We start from the raw sequence: 23292 nt of genomic DNA on the forward strand, positions 1-23292 counted from the left end.
CGAAAGGCGTCCCGCGGCGGCATCGCGCCGAGCGGGCCGCTGCGATCGCCCATGTCGCGCAAAATCTCTACGGCCGCAGCGAGCGCACCCTCGGCGTGATGCCGCTCTACCACACCATGGGCGTCCGCTCGCTGCTGGCGATGTCGCTGATCGGCGGCACCTTCATCTGTCTGCCGCGCTACGACAGCCGCCAGGCGCTGGCGCTGATCGAGAAGGAAGAGATCACCAATCTGTATCTGGTGCCGACGCTTTACCACGACCTCGTCCATCACGAGGCCTTTGCCGCGACCGATGTGTCGAGCGTGCGCAAGCTCGGCTTTGCCGGCGCGTCGATGACCGACGGTCTCCTGAAAAAGCTGAACGCCGCATTCAAGCCGGAGCTGTTCGTCAATCACTACGGCAGCTCAGAGATCTACACCTTTACGATTGACCAGAACGCTCCGGCAAAACCGGGCTCGGCCGGCAAGGCGGGGCTCAATCAGCACGTCAAGGTCGTGCGCATCGGCGCGCGTTCAGTCACCGACCTCGCCGCGGTCGGCGAGGAGGGCGAGATCATCGCAACGCTTGCCGGCGACGAGGCGTTCGAAGGCTACTGGCGCCGTCCGGAAGCGGATGCGAAATCGCTGCGCGAGGGCTGGTATTTTACCGGCGATACCGGCTTCGTCGATCCCGACGGTGATCTGTTCGTCACCGGACGCGTCGACGACATGATCATCACCGGCGGCGAGAACGTCTCGCCGGTCGAGATCGAGAGCTGCCTGTCGCTGCATCCGGCGGTCGACGAGGTCGCTGTGGTCGGCGTCGCCGATGAGAAATGGGGCAAGGTCGTCGCCGCCTTCGTCAAGCGCAACCGCTCCGTGTCCGAGGTCGAGCTGGAGCAGTTCTGCCGCACCTCCGGGCTCGCCAATTTCAAGCGCCCCCGCCGCTACGTCTTCGTCGACGCCATTCCCAAATCGCCGGTCGGCAAGCTGCTACGGCGACTGCTGGTCGCCGGAGAATACGAGGCCGAGCGCCTGCCGCCATCGGACGCTGCCTGATCATCAATCATCAACAGAAGGAAGCATAGATGCCGTCACCCTATATATTTGCTGATCCCCGGCTCTCCAAGCTCGACGGGTTCAAGGTCGAGATCGACGAGGCGCATGAGCGCGCTGACATCATTCTCGGACGTCCGCCCTATAACGTCGTGGCGATGCCGCAGCGTGACCAGCTCCGGCTGACCTTCGAGACGCTCGACGAGGATCCGCGCGTCCGCATCATCGTGCTGCGCGGCGAGGGCGAGCACTTCTCCAGCGGCGGCAATATCGGCGGCTTCATGGAAGCTAGCCCCGAGCACGTCTCCAAGCTCGCCTGGAACATCGCGGCGCCCGCGCGTTGCGCCAAGCCTGTCATCGTCGCCAACCGCGGCTATTGCTTCGGCGTCGGCTTCGAGCTCTCGCTCGCGTGCGATTTCCGCATCGCGTCGGAGACCGCGCAATACGCGCTGCCGGAGCAGAAGCTCGGCCAGATCCCGGGTTCGGGCGGCTCGGCGCGCCTTCAGAAAATGGTCGGCATCACCCGCACCAAGGACATCGTGATGCGCTCTAAGCGCATCTCGGCGAAGCAGGCGCTGGACTGGGGCATCGCGACCGAATGCGTGCCGGATGCCGAGCTGGAGAAGGCGACCGACAAGCTGGTCGACGAGCTCCGCACCTTCTCGCCACTGGCGCAGCGCACAGCCAAGAAGCTCCTGAACGACACCGAGGATTCGACGCTGGCCATCGCGATCGAACTCGAGGGCCATTGCTATAGCCGTCTGCGCCAATCGGCGGATTTCAAGGAAGGTGTCGAGGCCTTCAACACCAAACGTGCTCCGAAATTTACGGGGCTATAGTCCAGGAACGGACGTGACCCGGCGGAAGACTGCCGCTCGCCGGGTTACGTCGTGCTGCGCGCCTTGCAGATAACATCCAGGATCAGCAATTCATGATATCAATGCAGGCTCGAAATCTCATCGACGGTCATTGGCAACCTGCTCAATCCGGCCGAACGGTCCCGAGCATTGACCCGTCGACCCAGCAAATATTGGGATGCTATCCAGCAAGCGGACGGGCGGACGCGGAAGCGGCAGTTGCCGCGGCGCGCCGCGCCTTTGATCGTCCGGGCTGGGCACAGAATGCGCGGCTCCGGCAACTTGTGATGCTGCGATGGGCCGATCTGATGGAGAACCGCGGCGAGCAATTGGCGCATCTCCTCACATTGGAGAATGGAAAGCCGCTCGCGCACTCGCGGGGCGAGATCGCCGCTAGTGTATCTGAGATACGCTACTATGCCGGCTTGACGCGCTACATTCCCGGCCACGTGTTCGAAGTCGAGCCAGGAGCATATTCGACCCTGTTTAAGGAACCGGCCGGCGTCGCCGGGCTCATCATCCCGTGGAATGCGCCTGCCGTGCTTTTGATTCGCGCACTTACGCCTGCCCTTTGCGCGGGCTGTACCGTCGTTATAAAGCCAGCGCCACAAACCGCATTGATTACTGCGGAGCTTGTAAAATGCCTCCACGAAATCGGCGGCTTGCCCAACGGAGTTGTCAATCTTCTCTCAGAAGAACGGCATGAGGTTGCGCAATATCTCGTCACCTCACCCGAAGTGGATGTCATTAGCTTCACCGGTTCAAACGCGACGGGCCAGCGCATTATGGTTGCGGCGGCCCCGTCCATGAAGAAGTTGTCGCTTGAGCTGGGCGGGAAGTCCGCCTGCCTAGTATTTGAAGATGCGGACGTGGCGGACGTCGCCCCGAAGCTCGCTGCGGCAGCTACGATCATCGCCGGGCAACAGTGCACCGCGGCCCGGCGTGTGCTGGTTCATGCTTCGCGTTACGACGATATGAAGGCAACACTCTGCTCCGCGCTTGCACGTGTCAAAGTCGGGACCGGAATAGAACCAACGGTCGAGATGGGACCTCTAATCGATGCGACCTCTCTTGAGAGCGTCACCAAACGGATTGCGGAAGCCGTCGAGCTCGCCGACGAAGTCGTTCTTCGCGGGGGACGGCCGGACGGTGATTGTTCTCGAGGGTTCTTTCTGACGCCGACCCTTGTCGCGCACAGCGACACCGCTGCATTCTTCGTCCAAGAGGAAATCTTCGGCCCGTTGGTGGTGATTGAGAAGTTCGAAGACGAAAAGGAGGCTGTCGTTCGGGCTAATCACAGTGAATATGGCCTCTCAGCCAGTGTATGGACCAACGACGGCGCACGCGCGATGCGGGTGGCACGCGCGTTGCGGAATGGCACCGTCTGGATAAACGACCACAACAAGCTGTTTGCCGAAGCTGAGACGGGTGGCTACCGCCGCAGCGGACTTGGCCGCCTCCATGGTTATGAGGCGCTGAACGACTTTGTCGAGATCAAGCATGTCTATCAAAATTGCGGTGTGGTGTAGAGGCGGGCGATCTCCTTCGATAACGTTACCGTCAAGTCGTGTCAGCTCAGCCGCCGTTGCATGGTCGACAACGGTTGGCCGGCGCTTCCTTCGATCTTCAGCTTGGCCTCCATAAAATCGAGAAACGCGCGCAGGCGTCGCGACTCCTTGCGCTTGCCGAGGAATGTCGCACTGACCTGCAGTGACGGACTTTCCCAGTCAGTGAGCACGCGAACCAGTCGTTTGGCTCTCACATCGTTCAGACACATGATGTTAGGAAGAATGCCAAGTCCGACTCCACCGATTACGAGTTCGCGTGCCACGCCGATGTGATTCACGGAGATCCGTCCGACAACGTCGATGACCTTGACACCAAGCCCACTGCGGAAATTCCAGACGCCTTCGGCGCGCTGATGTTCGGTCACGATGCAATCGAAGCGTTCAAAATCGTCGACGCTGAGGGGAACGCCTCTTCTTTCCAGGAACGAGGGGCTCGCGTAGACGCCGCGCGTAATGCTTGCCAGGTGGCGGATGCCGCCGTGTGTCTCGGGGAGAGTGCCAAGTTGCACCGCAACATCGTAGGGCTCGACCGACACGTCGATCCACCGGCTGTTGGCGTCGATCACAAGATGGATATCTGGAAAACTGACGGCGAATGCGGCGATTGCGCTGCTTAGCCAGCCGGTGCCGAAATCCACGGGCATGCTGACCCGGAGCATTCCCCGCAGCTCGGTTTGCATTCGCGTTGTTCCAAGACCCGCTTCCTCAATCTCGGCGGCGATGCGTTCGCAGTGCTCGTAGAGAGCTTGGCCGATGTCGGTCACGGCAAGCGTGCGGCCTCCCTTTTTGAAGAGGACGGCTCCGAGCTGATCTTCCAGAAACATCAGCTTACGGCTGACTGTGGATTTTGGAATATCGAGCTTTCTCGACGCGCTGCTAATGCTGCGGGCATTGACGACCTCGAAAAACAGCAGGAGCGCGTTCAGGTCCAATTTTCTGGTCATAGCCTGCATCCCTTCCACCCGGGACCCATCAGTTCGTCCCATATTTGGAACGGCGTAGCGTCGAAAATGCGCTATCGTCCCGACTTTGGCAAGCATAGGGTCAATTCAAGGTTCGGACCGAGATCGGATTTGGTCTTTCCGGACCAGGGCGCAGCGAAGCCAAAAAGCAAAAAAGACGCGGTCCACGCACCGATCCGGGAGAAGACAATGGCGCACATTTCCAGGCGACACTTGCTCGCCGCTGTACGATCACCGACGCCAACATGATCGCCCTGTTGGCACCCAAGGGCGGCGTCGACAACGTGTCTCAGCTCAAAGGCAAGACGATCGCGGCCCTGCAGTCGACCGGTACGTATCGCATGGTCAAAGCCCTCATCAACGAGGCGTTCGCATTCGACATCGAAAAAGAGGCAACGATCCAGAACGTCGACAATCCTGCCGCGTCGGTGACGCTGCTGATGGCCGATCGAGCCGACGCGGCCTTGTCGTGGGAGCCTAACATAACGACCGGGCTGATGAAGAAGCCTGACTTACGTGTGATCTTGAAGGCAGGCGACGTCTATAAACGGCTCTCTGGCGGGCTGGAGCTACCGTATTTTGGGGTGGCGATCCGCAAGGAATTGGCCGATGCCAATCCTGGCATCGCGGCGAAGGTCAGCAAGGTCTTCGAAGATTGCCTCAGCGGCATCAACGCGAACACGACGAAGGCTGTCGATCTGTTCGGCAGCAAGACTGGCATTGCGCCGGATACGCTTAAGGAGGCCATGAGTTCGAAGCGCCTCGCTTTCAACTACCGGCCTATGAGCGATGACCTTTCGAGATCGTCGATACTTCTTGCAAGCGAGTTTTTAGCGCGCAACGGCCTGCTGACCAGGCCGGTCGATCAGAACTTCTTTGCCGCCTGACCCATCATGACGGAAAGACCGATGTCTATTGCGGTAGATCGAACCTCGCGTCCGGAGCGCTCAGTCGCTGCGGAACTCGTTAAGCCGCTGGCCGGAGTGGCCGCAGCGCGGAAGAATCCCGAGGGAAGACGCGATATCTTCGCGACGTGCGTTGTTGTCATTGTCCTTCTTGTTGCAATGGAAATCACCAGCCGCTTCGTGCCGGACTACATCATGCCGTCGCCCGTGACCGTCTGGAATGCGGCACGGGAGCTGTTCTTCTCGGATCCCTACCACGTTGCCGTTACGCTCGTCCGTCTCGCCATTTCCGTCGTGATTGCGATGGTTGCGGGGGTATTGATCGGACTCGCGATGGGAATGTTTCCTTCCGTTCGCCCATATCTGAAGGCCATCGTCGTTATCGATACTGGTATTCCCGCGCTGTCGTGGATGCTGATTGCGGTGTTCTGGTTCAAAAATCCGGAATCGAGAATTTTCTTCATTCTGCTCGTCATCCTGCTGCCGTTCTACGCCCTCAACGTCTACGAAGGCGTACGCGCTTTACCGAAAGAGCTCGTCGACATGATCGAGAGCTTCCGTCCGTCGCGTTGGCAGGTGCTTCGCTATCTCATTCTCCCGCACATCGTGGCCTACATTTTCCTTACCACGAAATCGGTGATCGGCTACGCGATCCGCATGGTGATCTTCGCCGAACTCGTCGCATCCGCAGTCGGTATCGGCGCGCGAATGAACCTCGCCCAGTCGACATTTCGGATCGATCAGGTGCTGGCATGGACCTTCTTCCTCGTGATCCTAAACCTGCTGTTGCAGGCAATCGTGAACGGACTGGAAAAGATCTCTCTGAAATGGCGTGCGGAGGCGACGGTAAGATGAGCGAAGAAGCTCTCATTGAGGTTCACGACGTTACCAAGACGTTCGGGAACTATCTGGCGGTCGATAACCTTTCGATGAGTGTCCGCCGCGGTGAAATCGTCGTTCTTCTCGGACAGACCGGTGCCGGAAAAAGCACAGTCCTGAATTTGATCATGGGTACGACGTGCCCCAACTCCGGTCAGATCCGGGTGGCCGGCTTCGATCCCTATGCGTCCTTCAAAGCGCTCAAGGGACGGCTTTCGGTCAGCTTCCAGACCGACAGGCTCTTGCCGTGGCGGACGGCAGTCGAGAACGTTGAATTGGGACTTCTTATTCTGGGAAACTCCAAGTCACGGGCACGCGCGAGCGCCAGAGAGTGGCTTGCGCGGGTCCGTCTCGACGGCGCCGACGATAAATATGTCCACGAACTTTCAGGAGGCATGCGCCAGCGCGTATCACTTGCGCGCGCGCTCGCCATCGACCCCGAAATCGTGTTTCTCGACGAGTCGTTCAGTCAGCTCGACCATGTGACGTCGAAAACGTTGCGTCGCGATTTTCTTCAGATAGCGCGCGAATTTCGAAAGACCTGCTTGCTGATTACCCACCGGATTGACGACGCACTCGAAATGGCCGACCGCGCGCTAGTGTTGAGCCCTCCAGCCAGGGTCGCGCTCGAGGTGCAGATCAGCGACGAAGCGAGGTCCGACCCGCACAAGATCGCCGAACTCCACGCTCAGATCGCATCTGCCATGGGCGGCGAATCACAGACCGAACATTGAAATCATCGGAGACGAAGAGATATGAGCTACCAGGATGTCATCCTCAACCGCGAAAACGGCTGGGTCGAAATCACGATCAACCGACCCGACAAGCTCAATTCGCTTCGAGAACAGACGGCCGACGAGATCCTCGCGATACTGAATGAAGTCGAGCACGACAGGAGCGTACGGGCGGTCATTTTGCTTGGCAGCGACAAGGCATTTTGCACGGGGATCGATACCAGCGAGTTCCAGATTGAGGAAAACGGCTATTTTGACTTCTACCGATACCGGAAGAGGACCCGGAAGGTGAATCGGCTCTTCAAGGACATCGGTGGTTTCACCAAGCCGCTGATAGCCGCCATCGAGGGGTTTGCGTTGGGCGGCGGCCTGGAGCTCGCACTAGTCGGAGACATCATAGTCGCCGGCGCCAACGCAAAATTCGGGCTGCCCGAGATCAAGCTCGGAATGATGCCCGGCGGTGGCGGCACCCAGACGCTCCCACGGTTAATAGGGAAGCCGCTCGCAAAGGAATTGATGTGGACCGGCAGGCGGATCACCGCCGCGGAGGCCGAGCGCTACCGTATCCTCAATCACGTCACGGAGCAGGGGAAAGCGCTAGAAAAGGCTCGCGAAATCGCCAAAAGCATCAGCGACAACGCGCCGATCCCGGTGATGATGACGAAGTCCGTGATCGATCGCGGCATCGACATGTCGCTTGCGGACGGCTTTGACGCCGAGGGTGACGCTTCCTTCCTGCTTTACTTCACCAAGGATCGCGACGAAGGGCTGGCAGCTTTTCGTGAGAAGCGGTCACCTGCATTCCGCGGAGAGTGACAATGACTGCGAAGAAACGCGACATCGTAATCGCCGGGTATTCGGAGACGGCGATTGACTTCAAGACCGGACGCAGCGCGTTTGACCTTGGAGGTGAAGCCTTGGCCAAGCTTCTGGCCGCAACCGGCATTTCAAAGGATGTCATCGACGGCCTCTCCGTGACCACTCCGCTGAGCGAGTGTCCCAATCCGTTCTTTGCAGTCTACATGACGGAGGCATTGGGCCTTACGCCGACCTGGCTCAACTACGGCGGGACTGGCGGATGCTCGGCGACCGGGGGTGTTGCCCGCGCGGCATCTGCCATTCGCGACGGACATTGCGAGGTCGTCGTCGTTCTGTCCGCCGACGCTCCAAGCACGGCGTGGCGTGCAAACTACGGAGCCTACCGTTCCGAATTCCAGGATCCGCCCGGCGTCCAAGGCCCGCCGGCGACCTTCGGGCTTCTGATGAGCAGGTATGACCATCAGTTCGGAATCAAGGCGGAAGCGCTGGGAAAGATCGCGATTACGCAGCGAGAACATGCTCTCCACAACGAGAACGCCTACGCAAAGTTCAAGACGCCGATTACGATGGCAGACTATGAAAAATCGCGCGTCATTGCCGACCCGCTGCGTCTCCTCGACTGCGTCATGTTTTGCGACGGCGCGAACGCGTTTCTCGTAACGACAGAAGAAAAGGCTCGCAGCCTCGGGATCACCAAAATGGCATTTCCAACGGCCTATGCCGAGGTGACGAATTTCAATGGAAGTAAGCCGCTTTCGGAGATCACCGAGACCGGATTCTCGGCGATAGCGCCGAAGATCTTTAAGCAATCAGGCCTGACAGCGAAGGACATTCGCATGTTCCAGCCTTATGACGACTTCACCATTGCCGTCATGATGAAGTTCGAGGATTTCGGCTTCTGCAAGCGTGGGCAGGGCAGCGACTTTACCCTCGATACTGATCTCTCCCACAAGGGAACGCTGCCACTCAACACCGGAGGAGGCCAGATCTCGGCCGGTCAGCCCGGACTTGCCAGCGGGGGGCTCAATCTAGCCGAGGCAGTTCGACAATTGTTTGGCGAAGGTGGTGGACGCCAGGTGGCAAATCCGAAGAACGCGCTGGTGACCGGCATTGGCGTGATTCCCTATGCGCGGAACTGGGGTACCAGCGCCGCTATGATTTTGGAGGCATAAAATGGCTGATGAAAAGACGGGACGTCCCGTCCCGAAGCCTTCAGTTTACGTTGACACCAAGCCGTTCTGGGATGGAGCCAAGGCAGGCAAACTGGTGCTGCAGTACTGCAAGGATACCGGCCAGTTTCAGCACTATCCGCGCCCGGTGAGCATCTTCACTGGCAGCCGGAATTTGGAATGGCGCGAGGTGGCCGGTAAGGGCACGATCTATGCCTGCACCGTGATCCGCGTTCCCGGCCCCGGTCTCGAGGGACGGCTTCCCCTTTCCGTTGCAACCATCCAGCTCGACGAAGGCGTGCGCATCCTTGGCAACATCCTGAACAAGGACGTGGACACGGTCAAAATCGGCCAGCGCGTGGAAGTGGCGTGGGATCGTCTTTCTGAGGAAGTGCAATATCCAGCATTTAACGTGGTCTGAGGCATCCGACATGCGCCTGGAAACCATACTTAGCGCGCAAGCGGTGCGCCATCCTGACCGGATTGCTCTGATCTGCGGTGACGATCGGATTACCTACAAGGATCTCGACCGTAGAATCCGGAGCGTCGCGAGCGGTCTTCGGTCGCAAGGCGTCGGTCCGGGCGATCGAATCGTCGTGTTTCTTCCCAACTGCATCGAGATCGTCGAACTATTCTATGCGGCATTCTCGGTAGGCGCGATCGTGATCCCGGTCACGACGCGGCTGACGCCGCACGAATTGCAGCACATCTGTTCCGACAGTCAGCCCCTGGCGATTGTTTTCGATGGGGGGGGCGCGTCCATCTCCGAAGTTCTGCAGGCACATCCGGATGCGGTCTGGATCACCACGGGAAGGGGCGTGGAGGGCGCGGTCGAATATGCGGAGCTTAGAAATGCGGAGCCCGGTCGGTTGCGGCGGCTGTCGATCGAATCGGACGACGCAATCATAATGTACACTTCGGGGACGACCGGAAAGCCGAAGGGAGCGATCATAACGCACTCGAATGTTGTTGTTCAGCATTGTTTCATAAACGCCGTCGAATGGGGAATTTCGAGCGAAGACCGCTATCTTGTGACGACGCCGCTCGCCCATCGGACCGGCTTTGCCCGGCTCGCCAATTCGCTGACGCTCGGCGGCACGCTCGTCGTCATGAAGAAGTTCGATCCGCGTGAAACGGTCGACACGATCGCGAAAGAACGGATCACCGTCGTCGGTATGGTCCCGACGGTATGCCGGATGCTGCTCCCCGAGATCAAAGACGATCCTTCGCGCTGCGCATCGCTGAGGCGCATCGTCGTGACGGGCGAAGCGTTCCCGGTTGAATTAAAGAATCAATTTCTAGCGCTGCTGCCGGACGTGCGGCTGGTGTCGTTTTTTGCGATGACTGAGGTGGGAGGCGTGACCTCGCTGTCGCATGAGGAGCAGTTCGATCACGCCTCCTCGATCGGCCGTCCGACGCCCGGCGTCGAGGTTCAGATCGTCGATGATGCAGGTGTTGAGGTGAAGACCGGTGAGCCGGGTGAACTACTCGTACGCGTAGGGCAGCCAGGCCGATATTCCGTGATGCGGGGCTACTACAATCGGCCCGACGAAACAGCGAACACCATCAAGGACGGGTGGATACATACGGGCGACGTCGCCAAGGCGGACGACGACGGCTACCTCTATATCGTCGATCGCAAGAAGGATATGGTCCTGAGCGGCGGCTTCAATATCTACACCAAGGAAGTCGAGCAGGCCCTGCTGCAGAATCCCGAGGTCGCCGACGCCGCTGTTATCGGAGTGCCCGATGCCGTCTTCGGAGAGGCGGTTGCGGCCTTCATCGAGCGATGTCCAGGCACAAGTCCGACGCCGTCCTCAGTTGTCGAACACGTGCGCAATCTGGTCGCTGGATATAAGAAGCCCAAGTACGTATTCATAGTCGACGCGTTACCGCGGAATTCTCTCGGTAAGGTGCTCAAACGATCTTTGCGGGATCAGGCAGTCAACGTCGACGACAGCGTCGGGTCGCTGGAAAAGAGCGCCTAGCGTCTCGCTTACAAAGCAAGGGCGCATGTACTCCTACGACCCCATCGCGGCGCATTGGGCGAGCCGGCGTGGAATGGCCGCAACGTCGGTTGGCCGAAACTGCCCCCCTATCTGGCCGAAACTGCCCCGTTAGTCGTCGGATAGTCGAAGCTAAGGAAGAAAGCCTCCATGGCCGGTGACTCTAGCAGCACGTCAGCTAATGGAACAACGCAAGGCCCTCGCTGGTCTCCGCGCGATGCCTCGCGACGAGAGGCAGACGGCAGCGAGATTCCCAGCTTTCCAAGCGATCGGTCGTCAAGTTGACTATCAAACGGCTTGCCTTCGAACCGGTGCTCGTCAAGCACCTTGAAACCCTCGGCATCGATCATCGGTCGGTGACGAGTGATCTTGGCTTTAAGAAACTTGATCGCCAAGGACGTCTCTACCGGCTTGCCCTGTTCGCCAAAGGTGCGACAGGTGATGATTTGTTAGGGCTGCGAATTGGCAAGAAGGTCCCGATAAATGCGTTCGGTCCATTGAGCTACGCGGTCATGAGCGCGCCAACCCCACGCCATGTGCTGCAGACGAGTATCAAGTATATGCGGATATTTCAGTCTCATCCGCCAAATGCGGCGACCCTGAGCACTGGACAGTCAAACGTCGTTTTCGAGTACAAGCATCCGATCCGTTTGAAAGGCTTTACGAACTTCGTCCCGGACCTCTTCTTCGCCAGCAATCTGCAGACTCTTTCACAGCTGGGCGCAGATCTTGCGGGGGTGCGACTTGAACTTGACTATGCTCCACCGGACATTGCCGCGTATCGTGCGGAAATCGGAATTACCGTGACGTTCAAGGCCAGTCGGAACAGACTGATCATGCCGCAGGCGGCGATCGATGCGCCCCTCTCTGGTACCTTTTCAACGTATTCCCGGGCGCATGGCCGCTTGGCCGAGAATGTACTTGCGAGTATTGCGTCGGAAGAGGGATTGCCTGATCGTGTGGCCGAAATTCTATCGCTTGCGCGCGACCAATCCTTGCGCGCTTCAGAAGTCGCAGCGGCCCTTAACGTATCGGAACGTTCTCTTCGGAGGAGGCTCTCGAGGATGGGTTGGAGCTTTACCGCACTGTTGGCAGAGCTGCGCACCGAACTTTCCCGTGCTTACCTGCTGGAAATGCCGGTTCGCGATGTCGCCGAACTGCTCGGGTATTGCGATGCCTCCACTTTTAGGCGTGCCTTTCGACGCTGGACGGGCATAACGCCAGATAGTTATTTGAGGGAAGCTCTCCCGGACAATTCGCGCCGGCGCCAACGTGCAATTTGAAGCGCTCCGCCGGAGCACGCCCTTCAGAAACGAATGTGACGACGACATCGCAACGCTTCCATCCGGCTCACAAGTCTCGCCGCCGTCGGTTGCCGAAACGGCCTTCCTCCTTGGCCGGAATGGCCCTTAACAGCGTTGCATTATGTCGCGCGTGCGGCGCGTCTTGGGGCGCTACTGGTGCGCGATGAGACGCGCTGGAGCATTTTCCAGCAGGCTCGAGCCGCTATGGCTCACTATCTAAGCATCCAGGTACACAGACGGAGGCTGACGTGAGCGATAGTCGTACTCGGGAGATCGGCGGCGCCAGTTCTGACCTGTTGGCGACCCTGTCAGAACTCGACGGATATGATCAGCTTTTGGCGATGCGCGCCCATGGTATCAGCGCGCCCATGCTGCAAACCTTGAAATTAGAGCTGACAACGCCCGACCGGGGCCAAGTCGTATTCGAGGGCTCGCCAGATCGTTCAGTATACAACCCGATTGGCACTGTGCACGGCGGCTATGCCGCGACGTTGCTCGATAGCGCTTGCGGCATTGCCGTGCATTCGAAGCTGCGAATCGGTCAGACCTATACGACCCTCGAGTTGAAAGTTTCCTTTCAGCGCGCCCTCACTCAGAAGAGCGGGCCAGTGCGCGCGGAGGGCCGTGTGATCTCGGCGGGTGGCAGGGCTGCTTTTGCGGAGGCCACTCTCACTGACGGAGAGGGACGACTTTGCGCGTCTGCGACGTCCACGCTATTGATCTATGAGAACCCCGCGAGGCCTAAGGCCGAAACGACTGAGCAATGATCCTGGCTGCTTCTCGAATTGCCGCGATAGGGCCTATCGCGCGGCTTGCCTGGCCAACAACATTGGTCCTGTGTTCGCAAATCGCCGCGAATACATTCGATGCCTTTATGGCAGGCAAGATTGGGACGGGAGCGCTCGGAGGCTTCGCTTTCGTTTTTCCCGTTCGTGATCTTGATGCAGACGCTTGCTGCGGGCGGCATAGGCGGCGGTATAGGCGGCGGTATAGCAGCCGCCGTCGCGCGTGCGACCGGACGCAAGTCACGCACCGATGCGCACGATCTAGCGGTCAATGGCTTAATCATTGCCATGGTTTCCGGCTTGGCTTTCATGGTCGTCATGATCGGCTTTGGGCGGCCCATCTTCCGAGTGTTCGCAAACGCGCGAGGCGCCGGTGACGCCGCCGCAACCGACGCTGCTACCACCTACGCGACAGGTTTCTTTGCCGGCGCGATGGTCACATGGATCCTTCAAGCATTGGCTTCGACCTTCCGCGGCCTCCGCGACGCAGCGTTTCCTGGATGATGGATACTTATGTCATCCCTGATGCAGATGCCCCTCGGCTACCTGCTCACTTTCGGCGTCGGGGCTTTGCGGGCCTTGGCATTATTGGCATAGGGTTTGCTGCGCCGGCCGCGCAATGCTTCGCACTGATCATTCTCACGCGGCGTATCCGGCGTGACGTTGGCGGATTGGGGCCGTTAATCACCCGTTCTGCGCAACTGGTCTATTGCGTGCCAACGTTAGTTTCCAACCAGCCCGACATGGTTGTGGCCGACTGCGACTCCTTACGTCGCAACTTCGGTTCACAAGGCTCGCCGCTGCTTGCCGAAACGGCCTTCCTTCTTGGCCGAAACGGCCTCCCGGCAGCGTGCATTATATCGAGGCGGCGCATGCTGGGTCGCCAATGAATATACGATTCGGAGGATATTGCGGTGCAGACATCGATCGGGAAAGTGGACGATCTCAAGATGATTGCCTCCCGCTATGCTGACGAAATTCGCAAGCGACATCTCGAATTCGAGCAACTGCGGCATTTGCCCCAAGACCTCGCGGACCGCATGGCTCGTGACGGCCTGTATCAGGTATGTACGCCGGCCGAGTATGGAGGTGAGGAGCTTTCGCCACGGGTCTACGCCGAGATCGTCGAACAATTAGCGAAAGCAGACGCGTCCGCAGCTTGGTGTGTTTTCATCGGCATCACCTCGTCATTCGGGCTGGCGAGCGCGCAGACTGAGGAATTCAAGCAAATTCTGCGCAAGCCAGGGGTGATCGCCGCCGGCGCATTTGCTCCCAACGGTCGCGCCAGGCCGGTGACCCGCGATGGTCGTGATGGCTATCTGGTCAAGGGCCGTTGGCAATGGGGGTCAGGCACTCGCAATGCCCATTGGATAGTTGGCGGTGCGTTCGTCGTGGATCAGGCCGGTGCGATACAATTGGACGAGAGAGCCAAGCCGGAACACCTTACGATAGTTTTCGACGCGGCCGACGTCGAATTTATTGATACCTGGAACGTAATGGGATTGCAGGGCACGGGTTCGACCGACTACGCCGTGAACGACGTTTTCGTGCCGGCAGTCCGGACGATAAAGCGGTTCGGCAAGCGCCGCAGCAGCCACCCCATCTTCCTGTTTCCGAACTTCGGAATTTTGGCCATCGGCATTGCTTCGGTCACGTTAGGCGTCGCTAGGGCGACAATCGACGACTTCTTGGAGTTCGCGGGCAAGAAGGTCCCGCAAGGAAACACGCGCGTCCTGGCCGAGAAACAGTCCACCCAATCTGGCATCGCAAAAGCTGAAGCTGCTTTGCGCGCGGGTCGGGCGTTCTTCTACGAAGCAATCGATGCCGCTTGGTCAGGCGCGCTTCGTGGCGAGGTGTCGACCGAAGATCGTCGTGACCTGCGGCTGGCGACCTCGCAGGCCGTTCAAGCCGCCAAACTATGCGTGAACATCATCTACGAACTCGCAGGCGGGACGGCTGTGTATCGCACCTCCGACATTCAGCGACGACTTCGCGATGTCCAGGTCGCTGGTCAGCACATGATGGTCGGACCGGGGACCTACGAACTTGTGGGTCGACTTTTGCTCGATCTTCCGACCGATATTGAGCAGCTATAATCCCGAGGGGGGCCATCATCTTGGCATTTTTGGACGAATATAAAGGCGCACTCAGGCTACCGCTTATCGCGGCACCGATGTTCTTGGTGTCGGGGCCTGATCTCGTGATCGCGGCCTGTGCGAATGGCGTTCTCGGCAGTTTCCCATGCGCGAATGCTAGGACCATCGAAGTGCTCAGTGAGTGGATTGTCGAGATAACGCAGCGATTAAGCGGTCCGTCGTGTGTACCTTGGGCGGCAAATCTCGTCGTGCACCCGACCAACCCACGCCTCACTGATGAGTTGAGCGTTTTGGAGAAAGCCCGCGTACCCGTCGTCATCACGGCATTGGGCGGGCCGAAGCCGATCGTCGACCGGGTTCACGCTTGGGGTGGAAAGGTATTCGCCGACGTCAACTCGGTCGCCTTTGCCAAAAAGGCGGTCGACGCTGGGGTGGATGGTTTGATCCTGGTGTCAGCAGGTGCCGGTGGACATACAGGGCGGATGAATGGCTTTTCGCTGCTGTCGGCCGTCAGGGAATTCTTCGATGGTCCCATCGCTCTCGGCGGAGGGCTCTCAAATGGCGCCGAGATCAGAGCCGTCGAGACGGCGGGTGCCAACCTGGCAGTGATGGGGACGGCGTTCATCGCTACCGAGGAGAGTCTCGCCGTCCCGGAGTACAAGAGCATGCTGATCGATTCGACCATTGATGATCTGGTTCTCACGAACACGGTTACGAACGTCTTGGCGAACTGGCTCCGGCCAACCTTGGTTAGGGCCGGCATTGATCCAACCGATTTTCTCGTGAATCCGAAAGTGGATTTCAGCGACAGTTCGCTGATCGAGAAGCAGCGCGTTCGCTGGACAATGGTCTGGTCGGCCGGCCATGGGGTCGGATGTGTGCGTCGCGTGGACACCGTCGCCGAGTTGGTCGCCCGTCTGAGACGGGAATATCTGCAAGCATGCGACCTTCCGCGCAATTACTGCTGACACGAAGAAGAGCTGACAGACCTCTTCAAAGGAGATTACACAAATGACACGCTCAATTGAGACGTTGTTTCGACCATTCGCATCAGAGAAGCTCAGCATACCAAACAGAATCGTCATGGCACCGATGACGCGCTCCTTTTCTCCAAATGGGATTCCAGGAGAGAACGTTGTGGCGTACTACCGCCGAAGAGCCGAAGGTGGGGTCGGGTTGATCGTCACCGAGGGAACCACTATCGACCACCATGCATCCTCTCAATCAACTGACCATCCGGCGTTTCATGGCGAGGCGTCGCTTGCCGGCTGGTCGGATGTCGTGAAAGCGGTCCATGCGGCCGGAGGTAAGATCGCTCCGCAGCTTTGGCACGTCGGCATGATGCGCAATCAAGGACGGCCAAAAACCGACCTCCTGCCGGCGGTCGGACCGTCAGGAATCTATGTACCTGGAAGGGTCGTTGGTTCGCCCATGGCGGAAAGCGAAATTGCGGACGTAATCGACGCCTTCGCCAAGGGAGCTCGTGCAGCCCAACAGATCGGCTTCGACGCGGTAGAATTTCATGGAGCGCACGGTTATCTGATTGACCAATTCTTCTGGGCAGGCACAAACACTCGCGAGGATACTTGGGGAGGAGATTTACGCAGAAGAGCGAACTTCGCAGCTGAAATTATCAAAGCAGCTCGAGCCGCTGTCGGACCGCGTTTCCCCTTGATTTCTGCGCGTCTCGCAATGGAAGCAGCAGGATTTCACTCAGCGTTTGGCGCATTCTCCGCAAGAATGGGAACAGTTTCTCTCGCCGCTCGTGGAAGCTGGGGTTGACATCTTCCACTGCTCCACCCGGCGCTATCATGAGCCGGAGTTCGAAGGATCCAACCTCAATCTAGCCGGCTGGACCAGGCGCCTGACGGGTAAACCCACGATTACAGTTGGAGGCGTTGGCCTAAGCAGCGGCAGCGACTTCATTGCATCATTGGGCGGTCGCGTTGCCGACGTGGCGAATATCGACGACCTCCTCGACCGGCTTTCGCAGGATGAATTTGACCTGGTCGCAATCGGGCGCGCACTCGTCGCCAACCCAGACTGGCCCGCGCAACTTCGCAACGGAACGTCAGGCAAATTGAAGTCTTTCGAGAAAGACATGCTCTCCGATCTCGTTTGAGCAATATGTATTCGGTTCTTTCTGGAGGAGCGAATGTTATACCCAACCAGTCTCGATCGCGCTATCTCGCCGGAGGATTTCCGAAACGCTATGCGCAACCAGGTCTCCACTGTCTCGATTGTGGCTTGTGGTGACGTTGGCTCGCGCACAGGGCTTACGGCCACGGCCGCATGTGCGCTTTCTGACAAGCCAGCAATGGTGTCGATCTGCATAAATCGAAGTGCGAGTGCCCATCAGGCCATCCTGGATGTTGGCTGCTTCAGCCTCAACTTTCTTTCCGCCGAACAGATTCGATTGGCGGACACGTTTTCAGGCCGAACTGGATTGACCGGAGAAGCACGCTTCGGTGAGGGGATTTGGAATAATCTGTTCACGGGGGCGCCGATACTCGACGGAGCTCTAGCAAGCTTCGATTGCGCTCTGGAAAGCAGACACGAGTTTCCATCGCACTCCATATTTGCAGGCGTCGTCAAGGCCACTCGCGTGCAGCCAGAGGGGTCGGCGCTGCTATACGCGCACGGCCGCTATTTTACTCTGGACTGCACGAACCGCCCCAAAGCCGCCTGAGCGACTACCCGGCGGCGCAACGCCAACGATTGTGCCTCCGAAGTTGACGGACGTGCCGGCTGTTGTTCGAGGACTTCCGCCTTGGCCCCGTCGACAGCTTTAGGCCTTGGACAAGATATCATCGCGTTTGCTGCCGAGTACGCAGCCACAAGCGGGCATGCACATGAAGCCCGACTTCGGCTCCATCGGGCTTCCGCGAATTGCGTGGACGGTATGGTCCTGCACGCTGCCTGATCGCCAGAAAGGCGAAGAACGTCACCGTTTCGGTGATCGTCGGCAATTGGCACGAGGCAATCGGCCGGATGTTTATTGGCTCGCGACGAACGCAGTTGTTCGCACTCACTAGTCCTTTGGCGGATAATGTAGCCGCGAGGGGGATCTCGGTTCTCGCTGTGTCGATCAACTGGACATGACCAGTGACAGTCGTTCGTATGGAAGTCACGTTCATCCCATCGCGCAACTCATCCCGCCGTCCACCGGAATTATCTGACCCGTGATGTGTTTGCCGGCAGACGATGCCAGCAAAAGTGCAATGCCCTTGAGATCGTCTTCGTCGCCTATGCGCCTTAGGGGTGTTTGTGCAGCAAGGTTATCGATGCCGAGTTGCTGCAAAAGGCCATCGGCCATTTTGCTCGGAAAAAATCCGGGTGCGATCGCGTTTACCGTGATGCCATGCTCGCCCCATTCAGCCGCAAGCGCCCGAGTGAAGTTCACCAGTGCACCCTTGCTCGTGTTGTAGGCGACGGTCTCGATTCCCGCCCGATTTCCGCCCAACCCAGCGATTGAGGCGACGTTGATGATCCGACCATGCTTGTTGGGGATCATGCTGGCCCGCCCGATCGCCTGGCTGAACAAGAAGGCGCTTCGGATGTTGAGGTTCATCACCTTGTCCCATGCCTCGATAGGGTGACTCTCAGCCGGGGCCGCCCAAGAGGCGCCGGCATTGTTGACCAGGATGTCGATCTGCTTCAACCGGTTCAGTGCTTCGGTGCAAACGTATTCCACCTGATCCGGCCGTGCCGCGTCTCCGGCTATCCATTGCGCGTCGATGCCGCGCGAGGTCAGGGCCGCTGCGGCGGCTTCGAGGTCGGGCGCCTTTCGAGACGTGATTACAATGCGTGCGCCGGCTTCTCCGAGGCTTTCCGCGAGCTGCAGTCCAAGCCCCCGCGAACCGCCAGTTATCAGAGCCGTCTTGCCGCTCAAATTGAGAAGCGTCATTACGTGTGTGGACATAGAGCTTCCTCGTGTTCTTGCTAACTTCGGCGGCTAGCGGTTCTGGCCAACATGACGCGTGGAAGCCGCGCCGTTCAATGTGGCATTCGCTTCTGCCGAACTTGAAACATCACAATCGTGGCGCGGCGACCGTCCCTGGTTTCGTACCTTCGTTCTTGCGAGCCCGATAATAGGAGGGCCGCTTCGGCCAAACTGAAGGCTGTTGCGGCCACGAGAAGCTATGATCATTGAGCGCACTGCTGAAGAAAGGGCGCGATCGATCAGAACTGCATGCGCAAGGGCGCCAAACGCATTGATGCGAGCTTGTCCAGTCTTGAGACCCGGCAGCGCATCTCCAGTCATACGAAGCGAGCCGATACAGTCTTTGCCGCTGCTCAAAGTCTTGAAATCGGGAGACATCGTTGCGGCCGAGTGTGCCGAGAGTTTCAAGCTGAGTTTTGAGCGGGACTCAACGGCAAGGCGCTTAATGATCAAGGTGGTCCTGGCCGCAACGGCCTTCAGTTTGGCCGAAACTGCCCTCCTATTATCGGGCTTGCAAGAACGAATGTACGAACTCAAGCGACGGTCGTCGCACCACGATTATGCGGTTCGATTTCGTCAAAGGTGAACGCCACGCTGAAAGATCTCAGTGCGTCTGAATCACCGAACATCGCTGGTTAAGTACTTATCCCGAAGGCCAACGAACTGTTGCAAGGTAACGTGGGAGTACATTCATGACGTCCGCACTCATTACCGGCGCTTCAAGTAGCATCGTTGCACCCCGAGCTTAGACCGCGAATGACAGCGCGGGCGGATTCAACACCGGCGGGGAGCGAATGAAAGTCATCGTTATTGGCGCCGGAATCGCAGGCTTAACCGCAGCTCTAGCTCTTGTGAGAAAGGGCATCGATGTCACCGTCGTCGAACAAGCCCAGCAGTTCCGCGAAATCGGGGCGGGGATTCAGATCGGAGCAAACGGCACGCTGGTAATGCGCGAGTTGGGACTTGAGGACAAGCTGCTGGCCGTCGGAGTCATTCCCCAAGCCTGGGATACCAACGACTTCGAAACTGGCCGAATGCTGTTTGCAACACCGCTCGGTGAAGAGGCTGCGCTGCGTTATGGTGCGCCGCTATACAATCTGCACCGCGCGGACTTGATTGACCTGCTCGCCAAGGGGCTTCCCGAGGGGGTGCTGCGTTTCGGAGCTCGTTGTGAGGAGCTCGGGCAGACCGCGGATTTGGCATGGGTCAAACTTGTTACCGGCGAGGTTCTAGAAGCCGATGCCGTTGTTGGCGCGGATGGCATTCATTCGATGGTCCGCGAAAGACTGTGGGGACATAAGCCGGCCCAAGCCGCCAATATTCTCATGTGGCGCGCCCTCATTCCGGGCGACCGCCTTTCGTTCGTCGATCTGCCGGAGCGCGGACATAATTGGACCGGACCGGGCCGCACGATCGTATCGTACTGGGTACGGCCGCAGAAACTGTACAGCGTCCTTGCGTCCGTTCCGGACACGGAAGTGCAGCGCGAATCGTGGGAAGAGGGCGGTAACATCGAGGAGTTTAGGCGATCGTTCTCCGCTGCTGAGCCACGGCTAAAGCAGTTGCTGGATCAGATCGATACCGCCTTTATTACAGGGATGTACTATCGCGATCCGATTGAAAAGTGGACAAGCGGACGTATCACCCTGCTCGGGGACGCGGCGCATCCGATGGTGCCTTTCCTGGCGCAGGGCGCATGCCAGGGAATGGAAGACGCTTGGACGATCGCCACCGTACTTTCTAGATCGAACGACGTTCCAGAAGCCTTGCGGGAGTACGAGACCCGCCGCCGGCCACGCACTACGCGCGTTCAATCCGGCGCGCGCGCGATGGTCAAGCTTGTGCACGAGTCCGATCACGAGCGAATCCGCATGCGAAACGGCCGTTGGAAGGGTATGTCGCGCATCGATCCGCTGGCGGAGACAAGCTGGGGACTTGGCTGGAAATACGACGTCCTGAAGGCCGTCGATCAGCCAGTAGGCGAGGTCTTCGGCCTGTCGGCGGTTCAGGAGGGTTTCCGCCTCTCACGTCCGGAGAGCTGTCAGGCCTACGATCTGTGGAAAAATGCGCTAACGCCGGAAGATGCCGCTCAAGGCTACGACGGCTTGAGGAGGGCTTACGAGCGGTTCCTACTAACGAACTTTCCACCGAACAGTGACATTCAAAGTGCCGAGAGGGAACTTAACGGCGTGCGGACGATCCGCATCAATTCATCGCGTTCGAAGTCCGGACCCGTTGTCCTTCATTTCCATGGAGGAGGTTATGTCGTCGGGTCAGCCGATAGTTCGCAGAACTATGCCGCACGCCTTGCGCAGGCTGTCGAAGGCGAGTGTTTTACGGTTGATTATCGGCTCGCTCCCGAGAATCCCTATCCGGCCGCTCTCGACGACGCGGTCGATGCGTATCGAGGTCTGCTCCGCGAAGGCATCACGCCGGAACGCATCATTCTGAGCGGCGAATCGTCGGGGGGCGGCCTCGCAATCGCCCTTGCAATGGCGCTTCGATCGGCCGGCGATTCGCTCCCCGCAGGCATTCTGGCGGTTTGTCCTTTCGCCGACATGACGTTAAGTGGTGAAAGCCTCAGGCTCGCTGAGGGCAAGGACCCGGCCGCAAACCGAGACAGCCTGACATTCCTTGCGGCATCTTATTTCCAGGGTCACGAGCCTCGTGATCCTCTCGTCTCGCCGCTGTTCGGGGATTTCAGTTCGTTGCCGCCGTTGTTTCTGACCGCAGCCATGAACGAGGCACTTTTCGATGACACCAGCAGGATACTTCAGCGTGCGCAGGCGCAGAATGTCGATGTCACCGTCGAACTGGTCGACGATTCCGTTCACATCTATCCCCTATTTCCGTTCCTCCCGGAGACGAATCGGTTCGTGCTGGCCCTGAACGGCTGGTCAAGGCGCATCCTGCAACAGGACGTCAAGAATTTCGGCCCGCCGGAACACCAGATTGCTGCCCATTCCTAAGCCTGCGGAGAACACGCAATGAAATCCTTCCATACCTTCAAATTGATTGCTGCCGCGGCTCTTCTATGCACATCGCAGACGGTCCTTGCGCAGAGCAAATACGATACCGGCGCGAACGACACCGAAATCAAGATAGGCAATATTTCTCCTTATAGCGGACCGGCATCGGCCTACGGAATCATCGGACGGATGCACGCCGCTTTTTTCAAGATGATCAACGAGCAGGGTGGCATCAACGGGCGCAGGATCAATTTCATTTCGTACGATGACGGCTTCAGTCCTCCCAAGGCCGTGGAGCAGGCGCGCAAGCTGGTGGAAAGCGACGAGGTTTTTGCGATCTTCAATTCGATCGGAACGCCGTCCAATTCAGCTATCCAAAAATATATGAATAGCAAAAAGGTACCGCAGATCTTCATCGCTACAGGCGCGACGAAGTGGGGCGATCCGAAGCATTTTCCTTGGACGATCGGATGGCAACCTAACTACCAAAGCGAGGGTAGGGTGTATGCCAAGTATCTCTTGAAAGAACATCCCGGTGCCAAAATCGGCGTTCTGTATCAGAACGATGATTTTGGAAAGGATCTTCTTAAAGGGTTGAAGGACGGGCTCGGAAGCCATGCCTCGCTGATCGTCGCAGAGGACAGTTACGAAATCACTGAACCGACTATTGATACCCACATCGTCAAACTGAAAGCCGCCAATGTGGACGTGCTTATGAGCATGACGACGCCGAAATTTGGCGCGCAGAGCATCAAGAAGGTGGCCGAGCTTGGCTGGAAACCCATTCACATTATCAGCTACATCAGTTCCTCGATCAGCTCCATCAAACCGGCCGGCTTCGACAATGCCCAAGGGATTCTATCGTCGAATTATGCGAAGGACGCCGCGGATAGCCGATGGAAGGATGACCCGGGTATCAAGAAGTTCACGGAGTTCATGGACAAGTATTTGCCCGACGCCGATAAGACGGATGGCTCGACCCTGTACGCTTACGGCGTGGCGCAGACACTCGTGCATACGATCAGACGGTGCGGCGACGACTTGACGCGAGAAAATTTAATGCGCCAGGCAGCTAATCTGAAGGATATGGAGAACGATATCTTTTTGCCGGGGATTAAGATCAACACGAGCCCCACGGATTTCTTTCCGATCGAGCAGATGCAAATGGAGCGCCTGACCGGCGATCATTGGGAAATGTTCGGAGACATTCTCGACGGCGAGGTTGGCGGCTAACATTTCTGTCAGAATGACTTCCGGATTTG

General features: G+C 58.5%; 21 protein-coding genes and 1 pseudogene. 19 read left to right on the forward strand and 3 right to left on the reverse strand.

From position 1 onward, the window contains the following. From AC0L30_RS36495 to AC0L30_RS36505, 3 genes are all read left to right on the forward strand, one after another. The coding region (locus AC0L30_RS36495; protein ID WP_473406322.1) for an AMP-binding protein at window positions 1-1037 on the forward strand (1037 nt) is incomplete at its 5' end. A 29-nt stretch (window positions 1038-1066) separates the two neighbouring features. Then, the gene (locus AC0L30_RS36500) at window positions 1067-1873 is read left to right on the forward strand and encodes an enoyl-CoA hydratase/isomerase family protein (RefSeq protein WP_007594252.1); all 807 of its coding nucleotides are present in this window, start codon (window positions 1067-1069) and stop codon (window positions 1871-1873) included. Between the two features lie 92 nt (window positions 1874-1965). Next, entirely contained in the window at window positions 1966-3420 is a 1455-nt protein-coding gene (locus AC0L30_RS36505) for an aldehyde dehydrogenase family protein (protein ID WP_007594250.1), read from the forward strand. A 41-nt stretch (window positions 3421-3461) separates the two neighbouring features. Here the strand turns inward: AC0L30_RS36505 and AC0L30_RS36510 are convergent, their stop codons facing one another. Further along, window positions 3462-4403, reverse strand: a complete 942-nt coding sequence (locus AC0L30_RS36510) for a LysR family transcriptional regulator (protein ID WP_473406323.1) — start codon at window positions 4401-4403, stop codon at window positions 3462-3464. A gap of 263 nt (window positions 4404-4666) precedes the next feature. On the opposite strand from AC0L30_RS36510, the gene AC0L30_RS36515 reads away from it, so the two are divergent. The 14 genes and pseudogenes from AC0L30_RS36515 to AC0L30_RS36580 all read left to right on the forward strand — a co-directional run bounded on the left by AC0L30_RS36515 (window position 4667) and on the right by AC0L30_RS36580 (window position 17807). Beyond that, window positions 4667-5308, forward strand: coding sequence for an ABC transporter substrate-binding protein (locus tag AC0L30_RS36515; protein WP_473406324.1), 642 nt, complete (start codon window positions 4667-4669; stop codon window positions 5306-5308). Window positions 5309-5314: 6 nt separating this feature from the next. After that, a complete protein-coding gene (locus tag AC0L30_RS36520) occupies window positions 5315-6181 on the forward strand; it encodes an ABC transporter permease (protein WP_245285895.1) in 867 nt (288 codons plus the stop codon). Beyond that, window positions 6178-6939 carry an ABC transporter ATP-binding protein gene (locus AC0L30_RS36525; protein ID WP_473406325.1) on the forward strand — a complete coding sequence of 254 codons (762 nt, stop codon included), beginning with the start codon at window positions 6178-6180 and terminating at the stop codon, window positions 6937-6939. Before AC0L30_RS36520 ends, AC0L30_RS36525 begins: the two co-directional genes overlap by 4 nt. A gap of 21 nt (window positions 6940-6960) precedes the next feature. Further along, on the forward strand, window positions 6961-7755 hold the full coding sequence (locus AC0L30_RS36530; RefSeq protein ID WP_007594243.1) for an enoyl-CoA hydratase/isomerase family protein: 795 nt from the start codon (window positions 6961-6963) through the stop codon (window positions 7753-7755). Window positions 7756-7757: 2 nt separating this feature from the next. Continuing rightward, complete coding sequence (locus tag AC0L30_RS36535) at window positions 7758-8930, forward strand: thiolase family protein (RefSeq protein ID WP_473406326.1); 1173 nt, start codon at window positions 7758-7760, stop codon at window positions 8928-8930. Between the two features lies 1 nt (window position 8931). After that, window positions 8932-9348: a Zn-ribbon domain-containing OB-fold protein gene (locus AC0L30_RS36540; protein ID WP_438745888.1), complete on the forward strand. Its 417-nt coding sequence runs from the start codon at window positions 8932-8934 to the stop codon at window positions 9346-9348. Between the two features lie 10 nt (window positions 9349-9358). Next, entirely contained in the window at window positions 9359-10915 is a 1557-nt protein-coding gene (locus AC0L30_RS36545; RefSeq protein WP_473406327.1) for a class I adenylate-forming enzyme family protein, read from the forward strand. 299 nt (window positions 10916-11214) lie between these two features. Then, window positions 11215-12216 (forward strand): AraC family transcriptional regulator, encoded by a 1002-nt coding sequence (locus AC0L30_RS36550; protein ID WP_473406328.1) that lies wholly within the window; start codon window positions 11215-11217, stop codon window positions 12214-12216. Window positions 12217-12485: 269 nt separating this feature from the next. Further along, a complete protein-coding gene (locus AC0L30_RS36555) occupies window positions 12486-13004 on the forward strand; it encodes a PaaI family thioesterase (protein ID WP_007594233.1) in 519 nt (172 codons plus the stop codon). A 99-nt stretch (window positions 13005-13103) separates the two neighbouring features. Further along, window positions 13104-13526, forward strand: a complete 423-nt coding sequence (locus tag AC0L30_RS36560; protein ID WP_007594231.1) for an MATE family efflux transporter — start codon at window positions 13104-13106, stop codon at window positions 13524-13526. Window positions 13527-13936: 410 nt separating this feature from the next. Next, the gene (locus tag AC0L30_RS36565; protein ID WP_007594229.1) at window positions 13937-15118 is read left to right on the forward strand and encodes an acyl-CoA dehydrogenase family protein; all 1182 of its coding nucleotides are present in this window, start codon (window positions 13937-13939) and stop codon (window positions 15116-15118) included. Between the two features lie 20 nt (window positions 15119-15138). Beyond that, window positions 15139-16086 carry an NAD(P)H-dependent flavin oxidoreductase gene (locus tag AC0L30_RS36570; protein WP_473406329.1) on the forward strand — a complete coding sequence of 316 codons (948 nt, stop codon included), beginning with the start codon at window positions 15139-15141 and terminating at the stop codon, window positions 16084-16086. A 43-nt stretch (window positions 16087-16129) separates the two neighbouring features. Further along, window positions 16130-17240 (forward strand): annotated as a pseudogene (locus AC0L30_RS36575) (NADH:flavin oxidoreductase). Between the two features lie 33 nt (window positions 17241-17273). Further along, window positions 17274-17807, forward strand: a complete 534-nt coding sequence (locus AC0L30_RS36580) for a flavin reductase family protein (protein WP_473406330.1) — start codon at window positions 17274-17276, stop codon at window positions 17805-17807. Window positions 17808-18251: 444 nt separating this feature from the next. On the opposite strand, the gene AC0L30_RS36585 is transcribed toward AC0L30_RS36580, so the two are convergent. Together AC0L30_RS36585 and AC0L30_RS36590 are read right to left on the reverse strand one after the other, a co-directional pair. Next, window positions 18252-19025 (reverse strand): SDR family oxidoreductase, encoded by a 774-nt coding sequence (locus tag AC0L30_RS36585; protein ID WP_473406331.1) that lies wholly within the window; start codon window positions 19023-19025, stop codon window positions 18252-18254. A gap of 48 nt (window positions 19026-19073) precedes the next feature. Then, on the reverse strand, window positions 19074-19514 hold the full coding sequence (locus tag AC0L30_RS36590) for a hypothetical protein (RefSeq protein ID WP_473406332.1): 441 nt from the start codon (window positions 19512-19514) through the stop codon (window positions 19074-19076). Between the two features lie 341 nt (window positions 19515-19855). On the opposite strand from AC0L30_RS36590, the gene AC0L30_RS36595 reads away from it, so the two are divergent. Both AC0L30_RS36595 and AC0L30_RS36600 read left to right on the forward strand, forming a co-directional pair. Next, window positions 19856-22030 (forward strand): FAD-dependent oxidoreductase, encoded by a 2175-nt coding sequence (locus tag AC0L30_RS36595; protein WP_473406333.1) that lies wholly within the window; start codon window positions 19856-19858, stop codon window positions 22028-22030. An 18-nt stretch (window positions 22031-22048) separates the two neighbouring features. Further along, window positions 22049-23263, forward strand: a complete 1215-nt coding sequence (locus tag AC0L30_RS36600; protein WP_473406334.1) for an ABC transporter substrate-binding protein — start codon at window positions 22049-22051, stop codon at window positions 23261-23263. The last annotated feature ends 29 nt before the right edge of the window (window positions 23264-23292 follow it).

The organism is Bradyrhizobium sp. MI1.11 (assembly GCF_055811255.1).